This window comes from Proteus terrae subsp. cibarius, assembly GCF_011045835.1.
GTDB classification, from domain to species: domain Bacteria; phylum Pseudomonadota; class Gammaproteobacteria; order Enterobacterales; family Enterobacteriaceae; genus Proteus; species Proteus cibarius.
In genome coordinates, this window is sequence record NZ_CP047349.1 from 36,347 (window position 1) to 60,024 (window position 23,678).

At 35.5% G+C, this 23,678-nt stretch carries 23 protein-coding genes; 8 read left to right on the top strand and 15 right to left on the bottom strand.

What is annotated here, in order from left to right:
* Positions 1 to 89: 89 nt before the first annotated feature.
* Positions 90 to 1,016, top strand: a complete 927-nt coding sequence (locus tag GTH25_RS00180) for a glycosyltransferase family 9 protein (RefSeq protein ID WP_238795297.1) — start codon at positions 90 to 92, stop codon at positions 1,014 to 1,016.
* 22 nt (positions 1,017 to 1,038) lie between these two features.
* Here GTH25_RS00180 and rfaC read toward each other — a convergent pair whose 3' ends face one another.
* From rfaC to rfaD, 3 genes are read right to left on the bottom strand one after another with little or no spacing between them, the layout of a single operon-like run.
* Positions 1,039 to 1,998 (bottom strand): lipopolysaccharide heptosyltransferase RfaC, encoded by a 960-nt coding sequence (gene rfaC / locus GTH25_RS00185; protein WP_164530242.1) that lies wholly within the window; start codon positions 1,996 to 1,998, stop codon positions 1,039 to 1,041.
* Entirely contained in the window at positions 1,995 to 3,044 is a 1,050-nt protein-coding gene (rfaF, locus tag GTH25_RS00190; RefSeq protein WP_164530243.1) for an ADP-heptose--LPS heptosyltransferase RfaF, read from the bottom strand. The genes rfaC and rfaF overlap by 4 nt, the downstream gene beginning before the upstream one ends.
* A gap of 9 nt (positions 3,045 to 3,053) precedes the next feature.
* Entirely contained in the window at positions 3,054 to 3,992 is a 939-nt protein-coding gene (rfaD, locus tag GTH25_RS00195) for an ADP-glyceromanno-heptose 6-epimerase (RefSeq protein ID WP_099659491.1), read from the bottom strand.
* A 270-nt stretch (positions 3,993 to 4,262) separates the two neighbouring features.
* On the opposite strand from rfaD, the gene GTH25_RS00200 reads away from it, so the two are divergent.
* Both GTH25_RS00200 and tdh read left to right on the top strand, forming a co-directional pair.
* Positions 4,263 to 5,462, top strand: coding sequence for a glycine C-acetyltransferase (locus GTH25_RS00200; RefSeq protein WP_164530244.1), 1,200 nt, complete (start codon positions 4,263 to 4,265; stop codon positions 5,460 to 5,462).
* A gap of 9 nt (positions 5,463 to 5,471) precedes the next feature.
* A complete protein-coding gene (gene tdh / locus GTH25_RS00205) occupies positions 5,472 to 6,497 on the top strand; it encodes an L-threonine 3-dehydrogenase (protein WP_075674078.1) in 1,026 nt (341 codons plus the stop codon).
* 50 nt (positions 6,498 to 6,547) lie between these two features.
* Here the strand turns inward: tdh and GTH25_RS00210 are convergent, their stop codons facing one another.
* The 3 genes from GTH25_RS00210 to rimO all read right to left on the bottom strand — a co-directional run bounded on the left by GTH25_RS00210 (position 6,548) and on the right by rimO (position 10,352).
* Positions 6,548 to 7,462, bottom strand: a complete 915-nt coding sequence (locus GTH25_RS00210; RefSeq protein WP_231039570.1) for a divergent polysaccharide deacetylase family protein — start codon at positions 7,460 to 7,462, stop codon at positions 6,548 to 6,550.
* Between the two features lie 53 nt (positions 7,463 to 7,515).
* Complete coding sequence (gene envC / locus GTH25_RS00215; protein ID WP_099659487.1) at positions 7,516 to 8,808, bottom strand: murein hydrolase activator EnvC; 1,293 nt, start codon at positions 8,806 to 8,808, stop codon at positions 7,516 to 7,518.
* Between the two features lie 215 nt (positions 8,809 to 9,023).
* On the bottom strand, positions 9,024 to 10,352 hold the full coding sequence (rimO, locus tag GTH25_RS00220; protein WP_099659486.1) for a 30S ribosomal protein S12 methylthiotransferase RimO: 1,329 nt from the start codon (positions 10,350 to 10,352) through the stop codon (positions 9,024 to 9,026).
* Positions 10,353 to 10,709: 357 nt separating this feature from the next.
* Here rimO and GTH25_RS00225 point away from each other — a divergent pair, with 357 nt between their 5' ends.
* The 5 genes from GTH25_RS00225 (at position 10,710) to GTH25_RS00245 (ending at position 14,172) form a co-directional block, all read left to right on the top strand.
* Positions 10,710 to 11,147, top strand: a complete 438-nt coding sequence (locus GTH25_RS00225) for a rhodanese-like domain-containing protein (protein ID WP_023583406.1) — start codon at positions 10,710 to 10,712, stop codon at positions 11,145 to 11,147.
* A 69-nt stretch (positions 11,148 to 11,216) separates the two neighbouring features.
* Complete coding sequence (secB, locus tag GTH25_RS00230) at positions 11,217 to 11,687, top strand: protein-export chaperone SecB (RefSeq protein WP_006534205.1); 471 nt, start codon at positions 11,217 to 11,219, stop codon at positions 11,685 to 11,687.
* On the top strand, positions 11,687 to 12,703 hold the full coding sequence (gene gpsA / locus GTH25_RS00235; RefSeq protein WP_164530245.1) for an NAD(P)H-dependent glycerol-3-phosphate dehydrogenase: 1,017 nt from the start codon (positions 11,687 to 11,689) through the stop codon (positions 12,701 to 12,703). Before secB ends, gpsA begins: the two co-directional genes overlap by 1 nt.
* 90 nt (positions 12,704 to 12,793) lie before the next feature.
* Positions 12,794 to 13,615 (top strand): serine O-acetyltransferase, encoded by an 822-nt coding sequence (gene cysE / locus GTH25_RS00240; protein ID WP_075674083.1) that lies wholly within the window; start codon positions 12,794 to 12,796, stop codon positions 13,613 to 13,615.
* Complete coding sequence (locus tag GTH25_RS00245) at positions 13,615 to 14,172, top strand: serine acetyltransferase (protein ID WP_099659485.1); 558 nt, start codon at positions 13,615 to 13,617, stop codon at positions 14,170 to 14,172. The genes cysE and GTH25_RS00245 overlap by 1 nt, the downstream gene beginning before the upstream one ends.
* Before the next feature lie 71 nt (positions 14,173 to 14,243).
* Here the strand turns inward: GTH25_RS00245 and trmL are convergent, their stop codons facing one another.
* From trmL to GTH25_RS00290, 9 genes are all read right to left on the bottom strand, one after another.
* Entirely contained in the window at positions 14,244 to 14,747 is a 504-nt protein-coding gene (gene trmL / locus GTH25_RS00250; protein ID WP_036933349.1) for a tRNA (uridine(34)/cytosine(34)/5-carboxymethylaminomethyluridine(34)-2'-O)-methyltransferase TrmL, read from the bottom strand.
* Between the two features lie 11 nt (positions 14,748 to 14,758).
* On the bottom strand, positions 14,759 to 15,925 hold the full coding sequence (locus GTH25_RS00255) for a nucleotide sugar dehydrogenase (RefSeq protein ID WP_164530246.1): 1,167 nt from the start codon (positions 15,923 to 15,925) through the stop codon (positions 14,759 to 14,761).
* Between the two features lie 233 nt (positions 15,926 to 16,158).
* Entirely contained in the window at positions 16,159 to 17,106 is a 948-nt protein-coding gene (locus GTH25_RS00260; RefSeq protein WP_109406991.1) for an NAD-dependent epimerase/dehydratase family protein, read from the bottom strand.
* A 2-nt stretch (positions 17,107 to 17,108) separates the two neighbouring features.
* Positions 17,109 to 17,843: a glycosyltransferase family 2 protein gene (locus tag GTH25_RS00265; RefSeq protein ID WP_238795299.1), complete on the bottom strand. Its 735-nt coding sequence runs from the start codon at positions 17,841 to 17,843 to the stop codon at positions 17,109 to 17,111.
* On the bottom strand, positions 17,843 to 19,009 hold the full coding sequence (locus tag GTH25_RS00270) for a nucleotide sugar dehydrogenase (RefSeq protein ID WP_164530247.1): 1,167 nt from the start codon (positions 19,007 to 19,009) through the stop codon (positions 17,843 to 17,845). The genes GTH25_RS00265 and GTH25_RS00270 overlap by 1 nt, the downstream gene beginning before the upstream one ends.
* Positions 19,010 to 19,024: 15 nt before the next feature.
* Positions 19,025 to 19,888 carry a hypothetical protein gene (locus tag GTH25_RS00275; RefSeq protein ID WP_164530248.1) on the bottom strand — a complete coding sequence of 288 codons (864 nt, stop codon included), beginning with the start codon at positions 19,886 to 19,888 and terminating at the stop codon, positions 19,025 to 19,027.
* Positions 19,889 to 19,897: 9 nt separating this feature from the next.
* Entirely contained in the window at positions 19,898 to 21,217 is a 1,320-nt protein-coding gene (locus GTH25_RS00280) for an oligosaccharide flippase family protein (RefSeq protein ID WP_164530249.1), read from the bottom strand.
* Positions 21,210 to 22,343, bottom strand: a complete 1,134-nt coding sequence (locus GTH25_RS00285) for a glycosyltransferase (RefSeq protein ID WP_164530250.1) — start codon at positions 22,341 to 22,343, stop codon at positions 21,210 to 21,212. Before GTH25_RS00285 ends, GTH25_RS00280 begins: the two co-directional genes overlap by 8 nt.
* Complete coding sequence (locus GTH25_RS00290; RefSeq protein ID WP_164530251.1) at positions 22,321 to 23,472, bottom strand: hypothetical protein; 1,152 nt, start codon at positions 23,470 to 23,472, stop codon at positions 22,321 to 22,323. The genes GTH25_RS00285 and GTH25_RS00290 overlap by 23 nt, the downstream gene beginning before the upstream one ends.
* Between the last annotated feature and the right edge of the window lie 206 nt (positions 23,473 to 23,678).

The window sequence follows — 23,678 nt, forward strand, 5'->3', positions numbered from 1 at the left end:
TTGGCAAGATGAAAAAAACGGATACATTTTCATCTGATATTCAATTTAACAGTATTCTTATTTTTTCTACGACCGCGCTGGGAGATTTTATGTTTAATACCCCAGCAATAAGAGCGATCCGAGCTCACTATCCTGATGCACATATTACATTGGTTTCAAGTGAGAAGAATAGGTTATTAGTTGAAAACTATGACCAAATAGATAGCGTAGTTTATTGGGATAATAAGATAAAAAATCTACTTCCTATTGCTTTACAGGCTAAAAAATATAAACCTGAATTAGCGGTTATTCTCCATTCTCATCTTCCTTATGATGTGCTGTTTGCAGTAGTGGCAGGTTGTCAGTATATATTGCGTAATACTTTTCATGTTATTCCTAAATGGTTTCAGAAATGGATTATTGCTGAGTATCAACCTCCTAATTGTCATGTTGTCCAAAGTAAACTTAATATTATTCGTTATTTAGGAATAGATAGTTCTGATACAAGAATGGAAATTCCTTGTGAAATAGAACAATTAGATAAAGGACACTATCATATTGTTGGATTTCAGATGGGGGCATCAACGCAAGAACGTAGATGGCCAGTAAAATATTTTGTTGAATTAGCGCAAAAGCTTATTGAGAGTAAACCATCAATACAGATTAAGTTAATTGGTTCACCCAGAGAATTAGAATTACCAGAAGAGTTTTTTGTATTGTTGCCAAAAAAATATCATAACAATATTGAAAATCTAGTGGGTAAAACTTCATTGCCTGATTTGTTAAGTCAAATAAAGATAATGGATGTATTAGTCACAGGGGATACAGGGCCTCTACATTTAGCGATCACACTACAACGCCCGACAGTAAGTTTATTTGCGACAGCAAACCCTAAATGGACAGGGCCTTATCAAGATCTTCATTTGCATACCATTATCAATAAGAGACCTAACCCAGATGAGGGAATACAAGCATCAATGGATCTTATTTCGGTTGATGAAGTCTTTAGTGCGGTTAATCAAACCCTAAAAGACTAATAACTTTTAGGGTTTAATAAGGCTAAATATCGAGAATGTTGAGTATTTTTTGCGCGCTTATCTCCCCAATATCCCCACCTTCTGCTTTTACAGCCGTTTGGGCTTTACCGTAACCGCCAATTAAGCCGGGATCGGTAGGGCCAAATAAAGTGATATTGGGTTTATCTAATGCAGCCGTTAAATGGCTTAATCCCGTATCCACAGAAACGACGCTTTTAGCTCCAGCAATAACCTGAGCCACTTGGGCTAGTGACATCTTCGGTAACACATCAACATAGTCAAAATCTCTTGCTAAACGTATTGCACGTTGATGCTCATGCTCTGCACCCCAAGGTAATTTAATGCGTACTCCGGAATCTGCAAGCAGTGCAATTAACTCTCGCCAATGGGATTCTGGCCAATGTTTCTCATCACGCGTAGTTGCGTGTAAAAAGACTAAATAAGGGCGTTTATCAAAGGATGGCAGTGAGAGGAAATGCTGTGCAATTCCATAATCACCCTGAGATTGTGGGGTCGGATAATTTAAGCTTAAAGCAAACAGTTGACGAATTCGCTCAACGGCGTGCATCTCTTTACTGACATTGTGGCGAATATCGTAAAAGAAACTCGCTAAAGGCTCTCGGGAACATTGACGAGAATAACCGTGCTTAGTGCCTTTGGCGTATCGAGTAACCAAAAATGCACTTTTTAGTAAACCTTGTGCATCAATAACGGCATCATAGTGATGGTTTTGAATAGCGTGACGAAATTGTGCGCGCTCAGCACGAATAGGTGCACTAAACCAGTTTTTTCGCCAACGGCGTATTGCTACAGGAATAACTCTATCAACGGCTTGATGCCAGCTTGGGATCTGTGCAAAACCTTCTTCGACGGCCCAATCAAAACGAATATCAGGATAAACATTTATTGCATCAGTTAATGCTGGCAATGTATGTAACACATCGCCCATAGAAGAGGTTTTAACAATTAATACCCGCTTCACGCTGATGGCTCCGTTGACAGTAAATTTGCTAATTCAGCAAAAACCTTCTCTGGCTGAATATCGATTAAGCTTTGGTGATAGCCTTGTTCAGCATCCCCTTTACGCACTTTGTGATAACCCGTAATTAAACGGATCACGCGTGCTTTATGTGATAACGGTGGTGTAAAGTCAGGGCTACTTGGGCCATAAAGCGCCACTAACGGACGCTCTAACGCGGCAGCAACATGCATTAAACCAGAGTCATTACTGACCACAGCTTTACAAGATGCAATCAAATTAACTGCCTGCTCAAGACTGGTTTCGCCAGCAAGATTAAAACAGGCTTCACGTGCTTCTGGCGTTAAGGTTTGTTTTATCTCTTCGCCTGCTTCTTTATCTTTTTTAGAGCCAAACAAGAAGATCTGATAACCTTGCTCAATCAGTTTCTGTGCTAAAGCGGCGTAATGATAATGAGGCCAACGTTTTGCGGGGCCAAATTCAGCTCCAGGGCAAAAACCAATAGCAGGGCGTTGAGTCGATAATGAAAATTGACTTAATGTGGTAGCAATATCATTTTCGGTAACTGATAACTTAGGCCATAACAAAGGTTGCGGTAAATCAGTCGCTTTTTGGACTTTTTGCTTGTCATAAGCGAGCGCAACATAGCGTTCAACCATCAAAGGAAATGCATCTTTATTTAAAGGTCGCAAATCATTTAATAGACCATAACGCATCTCTCCACGCCAACCAGTGCGCTTAGGAATATCTGCAAAGAAAGGGACTAAGGCAGATTTTAACGAGTTAGGTAATACGTAAGCGTGTGTGTAACCATTCTCTTTTAATTGTTTTCCTAAACGGCGACGTTCACCAATGGCTAAAGCCCCATGACCTAATGGCATCGGGATTGCATTATCAACTTCTGGCATTTTTTCGAGTAATGGACGGCACCAAGCAGGTGCCATCACATCAATCGTTGCCGCAGGATGTAATGCTTTCAATGTACGATAAAGACTTTGGGACATCATCATATCCCCGACCCATGAAGGCCCTACCACAAAGATTTTCATAAACAGTGATTACTTACCTTGATTTAACCATTGCATATAAAGCTCTACGCCTTCAGCAACTGTTTTAAAAGGTGCGGAATAACCTGCTTTACGTAAATTTGTCAGGTCAGCTTGAGTAAAGGCTTGGTAACGACCTTTCAATTTCTCAGGGAACTCAATATGTTCGATAGAGAGATCTTTATCTTTATGATGAGCAATAACAGCATCGGCAACAGCTTGGAATGATTCAGCTCGACCTGTACCACAGTTAAAAATACCTGATACATTATTGCGCCAGAACCATAAATTAACCGCAGCCACATCTCCAACGTAAATAAAGTCGCGTTGGAAGGTTTCGCTACCTTCAAATAATTTTGGATTTTGACCCGCATTGACTTGGTTATTTAAATGGAATGCAACACTCGCCATACCACCTTTATGTCCTTCACGGGGGCCATAAACATTAAAATAACGGAAGCCACAAATCATTGAATCTGCTTCAGGTAAAATCTGGCGTACATATTCATCGAATAAGAATTTTGAATAGCCGTAGACATTTAAAGGCGCTTCATATTTTCTATCTTCGATAAAGTTATCTGTACGACCACCATAAGTTGCAGCAGAAGAGGCATATAAGAAAGGAATTTGGCGTTCAAGACAAAAATGAAGTAGCTCTTTAGAATATTGATAGTTGTTATCCATCATATATTTGCCATCCCACTCAGTCGTAGAAGAGCAAGCACCTTCATGGAAAACCGCATCAATATCACCGAAATCATCACCAGCAACAATGCTTGCAATAAAATCTTCTTTATCCATGTAATCAGTGATATTTAGATCAACCAAATTCACAAATTTGGTACCATCTTTAAGGTTATCAACAACTAAGATATCAGTATAACCTTCATCATTTAATGCTTTAACAATATTGCTGCCGATAAAACCCGCACCGCCAGTGACGATAATCATGTGGCTACCCCTTCATATAAAATCTAAAAATTAGCTCTAGGTCTATAATAACACTGAACAGCCTTAACGGTAGCATTCATCATGGAACAACAGACTGAAATTCTCGAAAAAAGCAGAACGTATTAGTGATCTTAATTACACAAATAACATTATTTATTTACATTTGTCGTTTTTAATAGAACAAAGGCATAAAATAAGAAACAATGCTGACTATATTATAGTCAAACTATTTAAGTTGTCTCTTTTCGAATTGCTGTCTTAGGAGAAAGTATGTCTACTCCCACTTTTTACCAACAAATTAATCAACAACTAGAACAAACTCGTCAAGATGGCCTCTTTAAAAATGAGCGCATCATCACTTCTTCACAAAGCGCAGATATCGCAGTTGCTGATGGAAGCCATGTTATTAACTTCTGTGCTAATAACTATTTAGGCCTCGCTAATCATCCAAAATTAATTGAAGCTGCAAAAGCAGGTATGGACAGCCACGGATTTGGTATGGCTTCTGTACGTTTTATCTGTGGTACTCAAGATTCACATAAAACATTAGAAAATAAAATTGCTGAATTTTTAGGAATGGAAGATGCCATTCTGTATTCATCTTGCTTTGATGCGAATGGTGGATTATTTGAAACATTAATGGGCCCTGAAGATGCCATTATTTCTGATGCTTTAAATCATGCCTCTATTATTGATGGTGTGCGTTTATGTAAAGCTAAACGTTATCGCTATGCCAATAACGATATGGCAGAGCTACGCGTTCAACTTGAAAAAGCCAAAGCAGATAATGCTCGCCACATTATGATCGCGACAGATGGTGTATTTTCAATGGATGGTGTGATTGCAGACCTAAAATCTATCTGTGATTTAGCCGATGAATTTGGTGCCCTTGTTATGGTCGATGATTCTCATGCTGTAGGCTTTGTGGGGGCACAAGGTCGCGGAACTCATGAGTATTGTGATGTGATGGGCAGAGTCGACATTATCACAGGTACCTTAGGTAAGGCGTTAGGTGGTGCTTCTGGTGGGTATACCGCAGCGCGTAAAGAAGTGGTTGAGTGGTTGCGTCAGCGTTCTCGCCCTTATTTATTCTCTAACTCGTTAGCGCCTGCGATTGTTTCGGCCTCTATTGCTGTTTTAGATATGCTGAAATCAGGTGATGAAATTCGTGCTCGTTTATGGCGTAACGCTTCACTTTTCCGTGAAAAAATGAGTGCGGCGGGTTTTACATTGGCGGGCGCAGATCATGCCATTATCCCCGTTATGTTAGGAGAGGCTAAATTAGCCCAAGAATTTGCAACACGCTTACTTGATGAAGGGATTTATGTCACAGGATTTTTCTATCCTGTTGTACCTCAAGGGCAAGCACGTATTCGTACACAAATGTCAGCAGCACACACTACTGAACAAATTGAGAGTGCAGTGGCGGCATTTATCAAAATTGGCAAAGAACTTAATGTGATTGCATAAGGTTACTCTATGAAAGCATTGTCAAAATTAAAAGCACAAGAAGGTATCTGGATGACCGATGTTCCAGTGCCTGAGCTTGGTCATAACGATGTGATGATCAAAATTCGCAAAACAGCAATTTGTGGCACTGATGTTCATATTTATAACTGGGATGAGTGGTCACAAAAAACAATTCCTGTTCCTATGGTTGTAGGCCATGAGTATATCGGCGAAATTGTTGCGATAGGGCAAGAAGTGAAAGGCTTTAATATTGGTGATCGTGTCTCGGGTGAAGGGCATATCACTTGCGGTCATTGCCGTAATTGTCGTGGCGGTCGTACTCATTTATGTCGCAATACCATTGGTGTAGGTGTAAATCGCCCAGGCTGTTTTGCTGAATATTTGGTTATCCCTGCCTTTAATGCGTTTAAAATCCCAGACAATATTCCTGATGAATTAGCGGCTATTTTTGATCCCTTTGGTAATGCCGTGCATACCGCGTTATCTTTTGATTTAGTGGGTGAAGATGTTCTGGTTTCAGGCGCTGGCCCTATTGGGATTATGGCTGCTGCAATTTGTAAACATGTTGGGGCTCGTCATGTGGTGATCACCGATGTTAATGAATATCGTCTTGATCTCGCGAAAAAAATGGGTGTTACCAGAGCCGTGAATGTCAGCAAAGAAAACCTAATGGATGTTATGAAAGAATTGGGGATGACAGAAGGTTTTGATGTGGGATTAGAAATGTCAGGCGCGCCACCTGCGTTTCGTACCATGCTTAATACCATGAATCATGGCGGTCGTATTGCGCTGTTGGGTATTCCTCCTTCTGATATGGCAATTGATTGGGGACAAGTTATCTTTAAAGGTTTGTTTATTAAAGGTATCTATGGACGTGAGATGTTTGAAACATGGTATAAAATGGCTGCACTTATTCAGTCCGGCCTTGATCTCTCTCCAATTATTACTCATCAATTTCCAATTGATGAATTCCAAAAAGGTTTTGATATCATGCGTTCAGGTCAATCAGGTAAAGTTATTTTAGATTGGCAGTAATGCGTGATCTTTAAGTAAAAAAGAGCCTTTTAAGGCTCTTTTTTATTGCATTAGTTTTCAACTTCACCAATTCCATTAGGATCAGATATGTCGGGTAATTTCTTTTTTTCTGATGAGCTAAATCCACTGGATAATGTATTAATTAGCGTACTTTTTTTCATCGAAATAATCGCTTCTTGCGCTGGCTTTAACCAAGATGCAGGTTTTGGCTCTTTCGGTTGCTCTGTTGGCGGGACAACTTTTGGCGGCTCTGGTTGTATTGGTTTTTCTATCTGTGGTTTTAGTAGCGCACTTGGTGCGACTAGTTGAATATCAGCAGGTAGTAAAGGTAACTGTTGCTGTAATGCTCTAACCGTTGAGGGATGAGGATGTCCGATAGCAATGGCAGAGCCATTTTTCCGAGCTAAAGCAATAGCGCGGGCAAGTTGTTGGCGAGTTTCTGCTTCAGTTTGTACGTTATCGAGAAAAACATGGCGACGCAAAGAAGGAACTCCTGCGGCTTTAGCGGCAATAGCAGCTTGTGTATTACCGATGGTCACGCTATCTAAAAAATAGAGATTAGAGTGATTAAGCGCTTTAATAACCCTATCCATTGCTTGTCTATCCGATGTCATCGCACTGCCCATATGGTTATTCATACCGACAGCGTAAGGAACATTACTAATAGCATGTTGAATAATACGATTAATTTCGTTCTGATCCATTGACGGTTTTAGGGTATCGCGCTCTAGAGGTTGTTTACTAATTGGCGCCATTGGCATATGGATCAGAATTTCACGCCCTTGTGCATGGGCTTTAGTCGCCACTTCTTTTCCATGAGGCGAATCAGGCAAAATAGCGATAGAAACCGCAGTAGGAAGCTGTAAAATTTGGTTATCTTCTTTTTTACGATAACCAAAATCATCAATCACAATGGCTAATTTGGCTGCAAATGCAGGTGTACTTACAACCAGACTTAGCAACATTAAACTAAGTAGAAAAGAGCGCTTGCGTTGTAATGTGCCAAGTAATTTCAAACCTACCTCCCAAGCCAAGGAACAGGGTTTACTGCTTTTCCTTGACGTCTAATTTCAAAATAGAGTGCTGAACGCTCTTGTCCACCACTGTTACCAACTAAAGCGATAGATTGGCCTGCTTTAACCTGTTGACCAACATTCACTAAAGCGCTTTGGTTATAACCATAAAGGCTCATATCACCTTTACCATGTTCAACCACGACGACCAAGCCATAACCTTGAAGCCAATCTGCTAATAATACACGGCCATCAGCAATGGCTTTTACTTCCGTACCTTGTGCTGCTGGTATCACAATTCCTTTCCAGCGTAATTCGCCAGAGCCAGAAATAGACTCACCAAAACGGTGTAATAAAGAGCCCCTAATAGGCCAAATAGCTTGTCCCGCAGGTTTACCTAAACCACCAGTACGTGACATTAATGACTGCTCTTCAGCTGTTGGTTTATAGGTTGAACCACGCTGTTGGGCTTCTCGTTGTTTGGCTGCAATGCGTGCTGCTTCTCGTGCTTCACGCTCTGCTCGTGCTTTGGCTTCTCGCTCAGCTTGAGCAATTTTATTTCTTAATTGAGCTTCATTAGCTCGCATGGTGGCTAAGTTTTTCTGATCTGCTTTTAAGGTTGATTCAAGTTGGGTCAGCGTTTTTTGTCGAGCAGCTAATGCGTTATCAAGCTTTTGTTTTTCTTGCTGTTGTTTAGTGAGAACCTGCTTTTGCTCGTTCTGTTTTGCTTGTTGCGCTGCTTTTTCTGCCTCAAGCTCTTTTGATGTTTGAGCAAGCTCTGCCATTGTTTCTTTGCGAGCATCATTAATATAGCTGTAATACGCTAAAATACGCTCTTCACGCTGGCCTTCTTCACCACGAAATAAGAGCTCAATACCTTGGTGTTTACCTTGACGATACGCAGCATCCATTTGACGCGCTAATAACTCTTGTTGTGACTGATACTGTTTTTGTAAGCGAGCAATATTTGCGGTAATGGTTTTTATCTCTTTACCTAATGTTTGTAGGCGATTTTGGGTTTCATGCACAGCACGACCTGCACTAGAAATTTGAGTTTCTTGTGTTTTTAATTGACTAAGAAGGGCCGTGCGTTGTTTTTGTTGTTCTTGAACCTGTTTTTCTTTTTCTGCAATCGTGGTTTGTAGATCTTTTAGCTGATTGCGGTTATCCGTTATTGTGTTAGCAAAAACAGGAGGGGCAGAAAAAAGAGAGGTGCTAATAAGCAACGTGATTAACGGTAAAGAAAATACACGATAAGACGGATGTGTTTTTTTTTGAAGATCCATTTTCTTTGCCATCTGACCAACGTACCTTTCATAACAGTTTGTAAGATTATTCCATGCCACCAAACAACTGACCAGTTAACACGAAATAAAGCCGAAATTTCAGATAATACCTAACAGGTAATCTATTCAATTAATAAGAGATTATAAAGCAATAATAATAGGAGAGAGTAAAAAAGAGAGATCCTGTGTGACAGCGCAATAGAATATCACGCTGTCCACGAGAGAGATTATTCGACGATAGTGCCCCAAAGATCATATTCGTCTGCATGTTCAATAAGAACACGAACGATTTGTCCTGGTTCTACATCAAATTGCTCATTGAGGTAAACAGCACCATCAATTTCAGGTGCATCGGCCATACTACGACCAATTGCACCTTCCTCATCCACTTCATCAATCATAACAAGCAACACTTTGCCGATTTTCTCTTGCAGGCGTTCAGTCGAAATTTGCTGCTGTAATTGCATAAAGCGATGATAACGCTCTTCTTTCACTTCTTCAGGTACTTGATCGGCTAATTCATTTGCTTTCGCACCATCAACAGGGCTGTATTTAAAGCAACCTACGCGATCAAGGCGAGCTTCGCTGAGGAAATCCAATAGCATTTGGAAATCTTCTTCTGTTTCACCCGGGAAACCAACAATAAAGGTAGAACGTAAGGTTAATTCAGGGCAAATTTCACGCCAGCGTTTTACTCGCTCTAATGTACGCTCAACAGCACCTGGGCGTTTCATCAGTTTTAAAATCTTAGGGCTGGCATGCTGAAGCGGAATATCCAAATAAGGTAGAATTTTACCTTCTGCCATTAAAGGAATGACATCATCAACATGTGGATATGGATAAACATAATGTAAGCGAACCCAAATACCTAATTTTGCCAGTTGTTCACATAAACTGACCATACTGGTTTTGACAGGCATTCCATCCCAAAAACCTGTTTGATGTTTAGTATCAACACCATAAGCAGAAGTATCTTGAGAGATAACAAGTAACTCTTTTACTCCTGCATTAACTAATCTTTTAGCTTCACCTAAGACTTCACCAATTGGACGACTGTCTAAATCACCTCGCATTGATGGGATGATGCAGAAAGTACAACGGTGATTACAACCTTCAGAGATTTTTAAATACGCATAATGACGAGGCGTTAATTTTACACCCTGTTCAGGAACAAGGCTGAGAAAAGGGTTGTGATCAGGTTTTGGCACATAGTGGTGAATATGAGATAAAACTTGTTCATAACTATGGGGCCCTGTGATCTCAAGTACTTTAGGGTGCACTTCACGAATTTGGTTCTCTTTTGCACCTAAACAGCCAGTAACAATAACTTTACCATTTTCATCGAGTGCTTCACCAATCGCTTCTAGCGATTCTTGTACTGCGCTGTCAATAAACCCACAGGTGTTGACGATGACTAAATCAGCATCATTATAGGTAGGAACAACTTGATAACCTTCTGTACGCAGTTCGGTTAGGATACGTTCAGAGTCCACTAAATTTTTAGGACAACCTAATGAAACGAATCCAATTTTAGGCACTTGATTTGTTTGCGACATGCTCGTGTTCTCAATACTTTTAAATAAATAACAGATAGTTGTTGTATCTCAGACAGGTATAAATCTTACGTAATATGGGAGATTTTATACGTAAGTAGCCAATTAGGGATGCTGATTTATTAATAGCTTGCCTTAAGAGGGATCCTGTAGAGTAAAAAGGTAAGGCCTTTTCAATTCATCATTTTTCACGGAACCGACACTAATGGTACATAAATCCGTCAATAAAAAAAATGATTGTTGAGAAACTTTCCGCAAAAATAGAAAGAGAAAAGCAGGAATAGGCTGTAATTGAGCCATGACAAAGGTATACTTTGGCTCTTTGATACTATTTTTAACCAACGAGAGTGATTGCATCCTATGCTGCAAGAAGTAATGCAATTTTTCAACCGGCACACCCTGTTAAGCTTTGTTTGGGTAGCGTTGCTGGTGGCGGTCATTGTATTGACCTTTAAAGGGCTTTTTTCTAAGACGAAAAATATTTCCCGTACAGAAGCGATTTCTTTGATAAACAAAGAGAATGCGGTGTGTGTTGATATCCGTAGCCGTGATGAATTCCGTAAAGGACACATCATTGATTCTATCAATTTAACGCCTTCTGAAATCAAAAATAATAATATTGCTGAGCTGGAGAAATATAAATCACAGCCAGTTATTGTTGTGTCACCATCAGGTATTGAAGGTGCAAAACCTGCAGAAAGCCTAATTAAACTCGGTTTTGAAAAAGTCTTTATCTTAAAAGATGGTCTTTCAGGCTGGAGTGGTGAGAATTTACCACTGGCTAAAGGTAAAAAGTAACGAGCGGGCAGATTGAGTTCTATACTTACTGCTATTCAATTAATAAGGATATAAAAAGGTAAGATTATTATGTCAGAACAGCAAAACCAAGAGATGACTTTTCAAATTCAACGTATCTATACAAAAGATATCTCTTTTGAAGCGCCTAATGCCCCACAAGTTTTCCAAAAAGAGTGGCAACCAGAAGTTAAATTAGATCTGGATACTTCTTCTAATACTTTAGCTGAAAACGTATATGAAGTTATTCTGCGCGTTACTGTAACCGCAACAATGGATAACGAAACTGCATTCCTGTGTGAAGTTCAACAAGCAGGTATCTTTACCGTTGAAGGTATCGAAGGCACTCAACTGGCACATTGCTTAGGTGCATATTGCCCTAACGTTCTGTTCCCTTACGCTCGTGAATGTATCACTAACTTAGTTAGCCGTGGTACTTTCCCACAACTGAACTTAGCACCTGTTAACTTTGATGCGTTGTTTATGAACTATTTACAACAGCAACAAACTGATGCTGCTAATGAAGGGGCTGAAGAAGCTTAATGAACGCTTCTATGACAGTTATCGGTGCCGGTTCATACGGCACCGCTTTAGCGATTACCTTAGCGCGCAATGGTCATGACGTCGTACTTTGGGGTCATGATCCTGAGCATGTTGCAGCGTTAGAACAAGCACGCTGTAATCAGGCATTTCTGCCCGATGTTTCCTTTCCTGATAGTTTATACATGGAAGCTTCTTTGCAAAAAACCATTGAAGCCAGCCGTAATATTCTTGTTGTGATCCCAAGCCATGTTTTTGGTGATGTATTACAACAGATCAAACCCTTTTTACGTCAGGATGCACGTGTTGTTTGGGCGACAAAAGGACTTGAGGCTCATACTGGTCGCTTGTTGCAAGATGTAGCGCGTGAAGTATTAGGTAATGAAATCCCGCTAGCAGTTTTATCAGGCCCTACTTTTGCTAAAGAGCTTGCCGCTGGTTTACCCACTGCGATTTCTGTGGCATCAACGGATAATACGTTCTCTGAAGAGCTTCAACAGCTTTTCCATTGTGGCAAAAGTTTCCGTGTTTATAAAAATCCTGATTTTATCGGTGTGCAATTAGGTGGTGCAGTAAAAAACGTGATTGCGATTGGTGCGGGTATGTCTGATGGTATGGGTTTTGGTGCGAATGCGCGTACAGCGCTGATCACCCGTGGACTTGCCGAAATGAGCCGTTTAGGTAAAGCATTAGGTGCAGATGCGGCAACGTTTATGGGAATGGCGGGTTTAGGTGATTTAGTTTTAACCTGTACTGATAACCAATCTCGTAATCGTCGATTTGGTATGATGCTAGGCCAAGGTTTTGATGTCGATACCGCTCAAGAAAAAATTGGGCAAGTCGTTGAAGGTTATCGCAATACTAAAGAAGTTCGCGCATTAGCAGAACAAGTTGGTGTTGAAATGCCTATCACAGAGCAGATCTACCAAATTTTATACCAGCATAAAGATGCCAAAGAAGCGGCATTATCTTTATTAGGCCGTGCAACGAAAGATGAGATAGACAGCAATCTTTTCTAAGTCTATTTTAGATAGTTATTTATTTCTGTTTTAAACATAAGAAGCCTAAGTTTTTACTTAGGCTTCAATGTAAAAAGAATGAGAGTGAGTATGTCGCTAGAAGAACTAAAAAGAGTCTGGGATCATATTAAAGATGAAGCAAGATGTTTGGCAGATTGCGAGCCGATTTTGGCGAGTTTCTTCCATGCGACATTACTCAAGCATGAAAACTTAGGCAGTGCCTTAAGCTATATGCTGGCGAACAAGCTGGCAACTCAGACTATGCCTGCGATTGCTGTTCGTGAGATTGTTGAAGAAGCCTATCGTAGTGATAACTCTATGATTGAATCAGCAGCTTATGATATTTCAGCCGTTCGTTTACGCGATCCCGCTGTTGATAAATACTCTACACCTCTGCTTTATCTAAAAGGTTTTCATGCCTTACAAGCTTATCGTATAGCCCATTGGTTATGGAACCAAGATCGTAAAGCGCTTGCCGTTTATCTGCAAAATCAAATTTCTGTGACCTTTGGTGTCGATATTCACCCTGCTGCACGTATTGGTCACGGTATTATGCTTGATCACGCAACGGGCATTGTGATTGGTGAAACTGCGATTGTTGAGAACGATGTTTCTATTTTACAATCTGTGACTTTAGGGGGTACAGGTAAAACTTGTGGTGATCGTCACCCTAAAGTACGCGAAGGTGTAATGATTGGAGCGGGTGCTAAAATACTCGGCAATATTGAGATTGGCCGTGGTGCCAAAATTGGTGCTGGCTCTGTGGTATTACATGAAGTTCCTGCTCATACCACTGTTGCAGGAGTTCCTGCCCGCATTGTCGGTAAGCCAACGAGTGACAAGCCTTCACTCGATATGGATCAACACTTTAATGGTGTGGTGCCCGGTTTTGAATGTGGTGATGGCATTTAATGGCATTAACTGAAGTTACACTCTCTGAGCTGAAGGCTTGTTTACATGCTGAATATATCGGTGATAACAAGCCTTTTAGTTGGGTGAGACTATTTCATCGCGTCTTTTTCTGCCAACGTTCACGTTATCTATTTTGGTGGCGTGTCGCCCAATTCTTTTATTTCTCTAAAAGTCGTTTTCTCAAAAAACTTGGCATTCGTATTGGCGCTAAAAATAATCGCAAGTACTGCAACGATATTTCACTAAGAACACGCATAGGTAAAGGTCTTTCATTACCACATCCCATAGGGATCGTACTGACCAATTACTGCCAATTAGGTGAGAACGTGACGTTAATGCAAGGTGTCACCATTGGAGTAAAAGAAAAAGATGGCAAAGCAGATATTAGAGTTGGCAACCATGTTTATATTGGCTGTAATTCTTCGATTATCGGCGGAGAGATAGAGATAGGTGATAATGCAGTGATTGGTGCTCACGCATTGGTATTAAAGGATGTGGGGGAAGGGTGTAGGTATATTACTAAAGTTGTTGCTGAGATCAGACAACTGTCAGAGTAATAAGTTAGATTTTTAGTCATTTGAAATTAAAAAAGCGCTAGTCATTATTTATGATCAGCGCTTTTTGCATTTCAGTCTCTTAGTAATGCACCAGGATAACCAAGTTGACGCCATGCTTCAAAAACCACAACCGCTACAGTATTTGATAGGTTCATACTACGGCTATCAGCAAGCATTGGAACTCTGATTTTCTGCTGAGTCGGCATATTATCCAACACGTAAGGCGGTAAACCACGAGTTTCAGGTCCAAAAAGGAGATAATCTCCATCTTGATAGCTCACATTACTATGTGCTGGTGTACCTTTTGTCGTTAACGCAAATACACGTGCACCTGTTGGTGATTGTGCATTATCAGGGTTTAAACCTTCACTTTCTAAAAAAGCATAGTAATCGTGATGCTGTTTAATATCAGCAAATTCACGGTAATCAAGCCCTGCACGGCGTAGACGTTTATCATCCCAAGTAAAACCCAATGGTTGGATTAGATGAAGATGAAAGCCTGTGTTAGCACACAGGCGAATAATATTACCCGTATTCGGTGGAATTTCGGGTTCAAATAAGACGATATTGAGCATATGAAATAGATTTAGTCGTTACCAAAGAGGTCACGAGTATAAACTTTTTCTTCTACGTCGTTTAGCACTGATGACATTCTATTGGTAATAATCACATCAGAGATTGATTTAAACTCATTTAAATCACGAACTAATCTTGAGTTAAAGAAGGTTTCTTCTTTCATTTCAGGCTCATAAATCACCACTTCAATGCCTTTGGCTTTAATGCGTTTCATAATGCCTTGGATAGACGAAGAGCGGAAGTTATCAGAACCGGACTTCATAATTAAACGATAAACACCTACGACTTTTGGTGATCTAGCGATAATTGAGTCTGCAATAAAATCTTTACGTGTGCGGTTAGCTTCAACGATTGCACTAATAATATTATTAGGAACAGAATCATAGTTTGCTAATAGTTGTTTAGTGTCTTTTGGTAAGCAGTAACCACCATAACCAAACGATGGATTATTATAATGGTTACCAATACGCGGATCTAAACAGACGCCCTCGATGATTTGTTTTGAGTTCAAACCGTAAGATTCTGCATAGCTATCAAGCTCATTAAAGTAAGCAACACGTAGTGCTAAATAAGTATTAGCAAATAATTTGATGGCTTCTGCTTCTGTGGAGTCAGTGAACAGAACATCAATATCTTTTTTCAGTGCGCCTTGTTGTAAAAGGTCTGCAAACTTTTGTGCTCTTTCTGATTGTTCACCAATCACAATACGAGATGGATATAAATTATCGTAAAGTGCACGACCTTCACGTAAGAATTCAGGGGAGAAAATAATATTATCTGTATTATATTTCTCTCTCATTTCTTTCGTAAAACCAACAGGAATGGTTGATTTTATAATCATTGTCGTGTTTGGATTATATTCTAAAACATCACGAATAACAGACTCTACTGAAGAGGTATTAAAGTAGTTTGTTTTAGGGTCGTAATCGGTTGGTGTGGCAATGATAACAAAATCCGCATCTTTATAAGCGAACTCTTTATCTAGTGTTGCCGTAAAGTCGAGCGTTTTGGTTGCTAAAAACTCTTCAATTTCTTTATCTGTAATTGGAGAGATTTTTTTGTTAAGTAATTCAACTTTTTCTTTATTGATATCTAACGCAACAACTTTGTTGTGTTGGGAAAGAAGTATTCCGTTAGATAGACCGACATAGCCGGTACCGGAGATGGTGATTTTCATGGTTTCTCTTATCTAAAGTATATGTATTTATATAATTTCACTATACTAGAATAAAAATAAATATTTTAGTGTTAATTCTCACTCTTTAGTAAAGGTATAGTATATTTAGCAATCATAAGGATCATATACTTATTAAATTAATATAAAATTAATTTTTTATTAGAAAATAAGTAGAGAAGTGTAGGGTGTATTTTAATTATTTGTTAATATAAAGACTATTTAAAATTAATCTATTATAAAAATTCATTTTTAACTGTGTTAGCAATACCTTGCTCAAGAGTAACTGGCGCTTTAAAATCAGTATTAGTAATACTATTTGATTTAAATTGAGTGCGAGCACAGAATTTTTTGATTCGAATACTGCTTACAGGGAATTCTTTACCTGTAACTTTAGAAAGAATATCAAAACAATATCCACCAAGTAATCCAATAGCATAAGGAACTTTAATGTGGGTATGTCGTTTATCTAAAGCTGTATAAATGATATCTGTCAATTCATTCATAGTAAAATCAGGTTTATCAATATAATTAAATATATGATGGCCAGATTCTATTTTAGTAGCAAATTTTAAGAAAGCAGCGATGTTTTCTACATAAGCCATAGATTTTTTATTATTACCTGAACCCACCATTAAAAATTTACCCGACGCTATTTGACGGAATAAATTATAAACGTTGCCTCTATTTCCTTCACCAAAAACAACCGTTGGTCTGATCACTACTAAAGTATTTGAAGGGTTTTTCTTATACCATGCTTCATATTGATGTTCTGCATCAAGTTTAGATTTACCATAATCGTTAAATGGATGAAACTCACCATCTTCACCCGTTTCTTTTTCAACAAATCCATATACAGCAACAGATGAAGTAAATACGATATGTTTAATATTTAACTGTTCAGCAACATCACAAACATTTTTAGCTCCATCTACATTAACTTCATAATATAAACTAATAGGATGAACATTATCTTTATGTTGTGCTGCTAAGTTGATAATAACATCAGAACCCTTTAATGGTTCAAGTAATGTCTCTGGTTTTGTTACATCACCAAATACCCATTTTTCAGGATATTTTTCACTTTTAGCAATATCTACAATTTTAAATTCAATATTTTCTTTAGTTAATTGATCTGAAAGGCGTGTGCCAATAAAACCTGAACCACCGATGATTGTTAGCATAGCTATTTTCTCTTCTTTAAAGCATTATAAATGTAATTAATAAAATAATAAGATGATTTTATAAAAGATAAATTTAATTCATTTCGATAGATAGACCATTGCCATTGCATTGCTTTTAATTTATTTCCTGATAAGGATTTTTCAGATATTCTATATTTAGCTAGTGGTTTTTGGATACAGTATGCTTTTTTACTTTTCTTTAAAATATCTAGCCACATGATATAATCTTCGTGACCTTTATTTTTTTGATAAACTTTTCCTATGTTATCCTTATTATAAGCTCCAGTAAGATTGCCAATAAAGTTAGATAAAAGCATATCAGAGTAATTGATTATTTCAGGAGAGACTCTATGCTTTATTTGATTTGTTTCATCAAAGGTTGTGTAATTGGAACAAACAACATCCCAGCCATTAATTAGTTTCTTATATTGCTCTTCTAACTTATTAGGAACCCAGAGATCATCACTATCTAAAAATGCAATAAACTTACCTTTAGATAATTTTATTCCAATATTTCTAGATAAAGAAACACCCATGTTCTTTTTATTTTTAATATATATAATTCTTTCATCTGAAAAAGAAAGAATTATATTTTCAGTCTTATCGCAAGAATTATCATTTATAATATAAATTTTAAAATTTGAATAAGTCTGGTTCAGTATAGACTCAATACTATAAAATATAGTTTTTTCTGCATTATATGCAGGCATTATAATAGAAAAAATTTCATTATTCATTAATCATTACCAAAGAGGTCACGAGTATAAACTTTTTCTTCAACATCGTTTAGTGCTGATGACATTCTATTGGTAATAATGATATCAGACATTGCTTTAAACTCATTTAAATCACGAACTAATTTTGAGTTAAAGAAGGTTTCTTCTTTCATTTCTGGCTCATAAATTACCACTTCAATCCCTTTGGCTTTAATGCGTTTCATAATGCCTTGGATTGATGATGAGCGGAAATTATCAGAACCTGATTTCATAATTAAGCGATAAACACCGACGATTTTTGGCGATTTTGCAATAATAGAGTCTGCAATAAAATCTTTACGAGTGCGGTTTGCTTCCACGATTGCACTAATAATATTATTAGGTACAGAGTCGTAGTTTGCTAAGAGTTGCTTAGTATCTTTTGGTAAGCAGTAACCGCCGTAACCGAATGATGGATTGTTATAGTGATTACCAATACGTGGATCTAAGCAGACACCTTCAATAATTTGTTTTGCATTTAGGCCATAAGATTCGGCATAGCTATCTAGCTCATTAAAGAAAGCAACACGCAGTGCTAGATAAGTATTAGCAAATAATTTAATCGCTTCGGCTTCTGTGGAATCAGTAAAAAGAACATCAATATCTTTCTTTAATGCACCTTGTTGTAAAAGATCAGCAAATTTTTGTGCTCTTTCTGATTGTTCGCCAATCACAATACGAGAAGGGTATAAATTATCGTAAAGCGCACGACCTTCACGTAAGAACTCAGGGGAGAAAATAATATTGTTCGTATTATATTTCTCTCTCATCTCTTTAGTAAAACCAACAGGAATAGTTGATTTAATAATCATTGTGGTATTTGGATTATATTCTAAAACATCACGAATGACAGACTCTACAGAAGAGGTGTTGAAATAGTTCGTTTTAGGATCATAATCGGTTGGTGTAGCAATGATAACGAATTCGGCATCTTTATAAGCGAATTCTTTATTTAATGTTGCTGTAAAGTCGAGCGTTTTGGTTGCTAAAAACTCTTCAATTTCTTTGTCTGTAATTGGCGAGATTTTGTTGTTAAGTAATTCAACTTTTTCTTTATTGATATCTAACGCAACAACTTTGTTGTGTTGGGAAAGAAGTATTCCGTTAGATAGACCGACATAGCCGGTACCGGAGATGGTGATTTTCATATTAAAATATCTCTTTCATTTAAAATAACTCAAATTTTTTATTTTCTTATTAGAAATAAAGTATTCAAATGTTTTATTCAATTTAGAATTATTCATTCCTTGTTTGACATTTTCTTCATATAAACCTGATCCGAAACTTGTTATGAGAGGAGGAAAGTGTATATTACTTTCTTCGATACGACATGATTTAAATCCACTACTAAGAGTAACTGCTTTAAACCAAATATCATCCCCATTTGGAGATAGCTCAAGAAATTTATAATCCATTAAAAATTCATTTAATGAATTAATTGGATAGCACACACCCGAACATCCTGTAGGCAATAATGACCATGATGGATTATTTAAACTTGTATTGTTATTCATAGAATATTCATAATTAAAAGAATCATTAATATACTTTAGGTTGTGTCCTCTATAGCATGATACACATAGTTCTTTTTTCGATTTATTTATTAATTTTTGACTCCAATATGGAGGATAAAAAATATCATCATCAGCAGTTATTATATAATTGATATTTTTCCCTTTTTTTATTACTTCATCATATGTATAAATAAGTTTTTTGTAAGATTTTATATTTTCATCAACAAGTTTAATAGATAATCCTCTTGATTCTAGCTTTCTTAATTTATTCAAACTGTTTTTGTTTTTTATATCTATCGATGAAAGCCATAAGTATATTTTCTTGGGTTTGTAATTTTGTCTTAATAGGCTTTCAACTACTAAATGAAGGTGTTTTATTCTTTTATCGAATGATGTTAAACTTATAATAAAATCTGAGTTTTCGTTTATACCTTTTTTTTTATTAAAGGTGTAAATTACTTTATGATAATAAAATAAAAATGATAATTTAATAAAGTTCAATATTTTTTTCATGATAAGCTGTTACATTAAGATGATTAAATTTATGAAGATAAATAAAAATATAGCATAAGAGAATAAACTTAATAATAAAAATTTTAAATTAATTGCAACTCTAAAAAAATAATTACTATACAAATATAGTATAGAGTTTAATAAAAAAAGGAAGGTAATAAGCTGGTTTAGATTATTGATTAAACTATAGTGCGAGAGAAAAAATAAAGAAATTGTTGTTAGTGTTACTTGAATTAAGTTCCAATTCAATTCTTTAAATGGTTTTCCAATTAGTTGAAAATATGCGCATTGATAATTAGCTGAAAGAGATTTTATTGAAAAGATTAAAAATAAAACAGAGAATAATTTTATATTAATAAAGGATATAGTGTAATTTAAATAATCAAAGATATTATATACGAAGAATGTGAGTATATTTATCAATAATATTATGATAAATATACCCATTAATTGTTTTATAAATATATTTTTTAGCCTTTCAGTGTGTTTCCTTAAAATTGGCATTAACAGTCTTCTACATAATTGAAAGAATGCGGAAAGTAGCTGAATGGAAAATTGCTTTATTATAAAATAGTTACCCAATAATGTTAGATTAAAATAAGCTCCAACTATTATTTCATCTATTTTTGAACTTATAGTATTTATGGCATTACTACCGAATTGGCTGAAATAATAATTTTTAAACTCTTTAATAATATTAATGTTTAGATATTTTATCTTACTTGTAATGTAGTTATTTCTAAAGGTAAAAGTTTTTATGCTAATTAATCTTACAACATAGGATATAAAAAAAGAAACAGAATAGATTAGCATGAAATCTATTTTTATTAAAATAAGAGAAATTATTGAAATAAGTTGACTAGCTCTAAAAAATAGTTCTATTAAAAATATTTTTTTAAACTTATAATCTCTAATTAGTATGGAATACTGAATAGTACCTAAAGATAATAATGGAAAACAAAGATAACTAATAATTAATGATATTTTATATATAAGAACAATATTCAAGAATGAAGTTATTAGTGTTAATGTTAAAAATAAAAAAAATGAAATACTTAAAACCAGAAACTGTACTGATGAAAAAATATATTTATCAATATTCTTTTTATATAACACATAATTTAGAACACCTGACTCAGCAAGACCTAGGCAAAACATATTAATAATTGATATAATGCTTATTAATCCAACTGCATTTGGAGGGAAGTATTTGGCAATAACATACAAGACTAATATTTGAATTATTCCAGATATTAAGAAAGATAGTATTTGTATCAGTCCTGAATTTATATAATTTTTTAGATTTCTAATTTTTACTAAGCTATTCATTAATTAATCCAATAGCTAACTTTTCCCATGAATAGTTTTCTTTTATAAAATCTCTATTTTTATTACCATTGAATTTGTTTATCTTATAAAAATAAGTAGCTAGCTCTTTAGCATTTAATGACGAATAGTAGGCATGGTCTATGCAAATTTTTTCTGTAGCAGTTATTACATCTTTGCTATTTTTAAAGGCAACAATAGGTAAATTGCAACTCATTGCTTCTAATATAGTTTGACCAAAAGGTTCGTAAGTAGATGTCATCGCAAATATATCTGCTAAGGGATATATATTTTCAGGATTATTCTGGCTACCAATTAAAAAAACCTGATTATTTAAATTCAATAGTTTAATTTTTTCTTCAAGATTATTTCGTTCAACTCCATCACCAACGATAATACATTTATAATTTTCAGGTAAATACTTCATTGCATCTATAGCAAAATTAAATCCTTTTGCTTTTACTAAGCGTCCAACACATAAAATTAATTTATCATGATGATTGTAGTTTATTGTTTTTTTTATCGATTCAATTTTTTTTTCATCTAAGATAGGTTGAAATCTAATATAATCCACTCCAGGATTAATTATATTAATTTTATTTTGATTATGATATATTTCGTTGGCTTGCATTTTCATGTTTTCGCTAAATACGAAAACCTTATTTGAGAGTTTTAAAACTAATTTATCTAATATGGTATTTATCTTTCTTTTTATTTTTACAATTATACTTGAATGGAGATTTTTAGTATTTTGTTGGTGATGTGCAAAACCAGGAGCAACATAAATAGTTTTTCTTTTAAAGAAAAAACAAGAAATAACACCTACAAACTGATTTCTACTAATACAGAAATCAATATTTTTTTTACTTATTTTTTTCATTAGAATTAAAAGCTGAAATATCATTATAAAATTATTTAATATAACTCCTATTATTCCAGGGTATTTATTTCTTTCAAAATAATAGATGTTATCATTATTTTTTAAAGTACTTCTTTTATTTTTTGTTCCAACAATTAAATATACGTTAAAACCTAAATTCAAGTACTCTTTCCTAAGATGTCTTAGTGAGTTTTCTACTCCACCTATTTCCGGATAGTAGCTCAAATTACATAATAGTATGTTTTTCATTATTATGGTTTCCAGCATTCAAAAATATAATAAAAAGATATAAGAACCAAAAAAAAGTATAGCCTGGCCAAGAGAATTTTATAAATATAGCTGCAATTAATAGCTTAATACTTATATTGTATTTTAATTTTAATATGTTAAAAATAATAAAAAAAGTTAATAGTCCACCAATATATATTCCAAAAATAGTAATTAAACTAATATATAAAGTAGTATCGCCTAGGCCATCGTATCCATAAAAAAGATGTTTTTTTATTATTCCATATCCAATGTTTATTAGACTATCATTATCAATGAAGTCTTTAATTACATTCATTTTGGTTGCATTACTAGGATCTATACCGTTTATTGTATTTGTTATTCTATATATCATATAGTCCCATGATATATATATCAATATAGACATTGAAATTAAGCTAACGATTATAGACCTCAAATTCCATTTTATATATACTAACGATATAAATATAATACCAAGAATAGCTGATAGTATTGATGTGGTTAAGAATAAAGATAGTACACCGAAAATCAAATAAAAATCTAGTTTATTAAAATTGTTATATACTGATATATATCTGATAACTAAAAATGAGAACATGTAGGCTGAATATATTGATGGTTCTTCATATAACCCACTAGCTCTGAGAATTTCAATACCTTTAAATTGAGTAATGCCTCTTATTTCATTACCTTGAGTTAATAAACCAAAGTCAAGAATATAATTAAATCCATAAAAAAGGAATATTTGTATAAAGAAAAAGAAGAGATTAATGGAAATTAATACTTTTGTTGTTTTATCCCAGAAATATTTACTCTCGAAGGTAGTCCTTTGACTTTCAAATAATAAAGATATTAATATTATATTAATAAAAGTTGTTAGATAGTAATAATGAGCATATTTATCTAATGGGAAAATACCCCAATTAATAGTTAGAAAATATGATATTGAAATTAAAAAAACAATTATTATATTTAAAGATAAGTTTTTTATTTTTAATTTACTGCCTAATAGTAATAAGACAATAGTGTTTGGAATTAGAAAACTCAAAATGAATATTCCAAAAGGACTAGCAATTTTTAGACTATAAAAGAAAACTATAATTATTATTAACGTGTTTTTTTTTATCATGTTTATTTACATAGTTGATTTGTCAAAGCTACCGCACTGGGTTTACGGCTCCCAGAGCGCCAAAATTTATCTCGAAAAACCCTTATCTTTTTGTAATATAAGAGTTTTGTTATATAAGCATACTTTATCAATATGCTAAAAACCGCACTGAGAGTAGACTCTTCAAACCAGACGGTCAAGTAATAGCTGGGTATTTTAGCATTGAT

Bases quoted from the DNA above. Each gene is read 5' to 3' on its own strand.
- trmL (WP_036933349.1), bottom strand. From the start codon at position 14,747: ATGCTCAATATCGTCTTATTTGAACCCGAAATTCCACCGAATACGGGT.
- GTH25_RS00275 (WP_164530248.1), bottom strand. From the start codon at position 19,888: ATGAAAAAAATATTGAACTTTATTAAATTATCATTTTTATTTTATTAT.
- GTH25_RS00255 (WP_164530246.1), bottom strand. From the start codon at position 15,925: ATGAAAATCACCATCTCCGGTACCGGCTATGTCGGTCTATCTAACGGA.
- rfaD (WP_099659491.1), bottom strand. From the start codon at position 3,992: ATGATTATCGTCACTGGCGGTGCGGGTTTTATCGGCAGCAATATTGTT.
- tdh (WP_075674078.1), top strand. From the start codon at position 5,472: ATGAAAGCATTGTCAAAATTAAAAGCACAAGAAGGTATCTGGATGACC.
- GTH25_RS00180 (WP_238795297.1), top strand. From the start codon at position 90: ATGTTTAATACCCCAGCAATAAGAGCGATCCGAGCTCACTATCCTGAT.
- GTH25_RS00270 (WP_164530247.1), bottom strand. From the start codon at position 19,009: ATGAAAATCACCATCTCCGGTACCGGCTATGTCGGTCTATCTAACGGA.
- GTH25_RS00225 (WP_023583406.1), top strand. From the start codon at position 10,710: ATGCTGCAAGAAGTAATGCAATTTTTCAACCGGCACACCCTGTTAAGC.
- GTH25_RS00280 (WP_164530249.1), bottom strand. From the start codon at position 21,217: ATGAATAGCTTAGTAAAAATTAGAAATCTAAAAAATTATATAAATTCA.
- GTH25_RS00290 (WP_164530251.1), bottom strand. From the start codon at position 23,472: ATGATAAAAAAAAACACGTTAATAATAATTATAGTTTTCTTTTATAGT.
- GTH25_RS00245 (WP_099659485.1), top strand. From the start codon at position 13,615: ATGGCATTAACTGAAGTTACACTCTCTGAGCTGAAGGCTTGTTTACAT.
- gpsA (WP_164530245.1), top strand. From the start codon at position 11,687: ATGAACGCTTCTATGACAGTTATCGGTGCCGGTTCATACGGCACCGCT.
- GTH25_RS00285 (WP_164530250.1), bottom strand. From the start codon at position 22,343: ATGAAAAACATACTATTATGTAATTTGAGCTACTATCCGGAAATAGGT.
- GTH25_RS00265 (WP_238795299.1), bottom strand. From the start codon at position 17,843: ATGAATAATGAAATTTTTTCTATTATAATGCCTGCATATAATGCAGAA.
- secB (WP_006534205.1), top strand. From the start codon at position 11,217: ATGTCAGAACAGCAAAACCAAGAGATGACTTTTCAAATTCAACGTATC.
- rfaF (WP_164530243.1), bottom strand. From the start codon at position 3,044: ATGAAAATCTTTGTGGTAGGGCCTTCATGGGTCGGGGATATGATGATG.
- GTH25_RS00260 (WP_109406991.1), bottom strand. From the start codon at position 17,106: ATGCTAACAATCATCGGTGGTTCAGGTTTTATTGGCACACGCCTTTCA.
- GTH25_RS00200 (WP_164530244.1), top strand. From the start codon at position 4,263: ATGTCTACTCCCACTTTTTACCAACAAATTAATCAACAACTAGAACAA.
- GTH25_RS00210 (WP_231039570.1), bottom strand. From the start codon at position 7,462: ATGTTGCTAAGTCTGGTTGTAAGTACACCTGCATTTGCAGCCAAATTA.
- rimO (WP_099659486.1), bottom strand. From the start codon at position 10,352: ATGTCGCAAACAAATCAAGTGCCTAAAATTGGATTCGTTTCATTAGGT.
- cysE (WP_075674083.1), top strand. From the start codon at position 12,794: ATGTCGCTAGAAGAACTAAAAAGAGTCTGGGATCATATTAAAGATGAA.
- envC (WP_099659487.1), bottom strand. From the start codon at position 8,808: ATGGCAAAGAAAATGGATCTTCAAAAAAAAACACATCCGTCTTATCGT.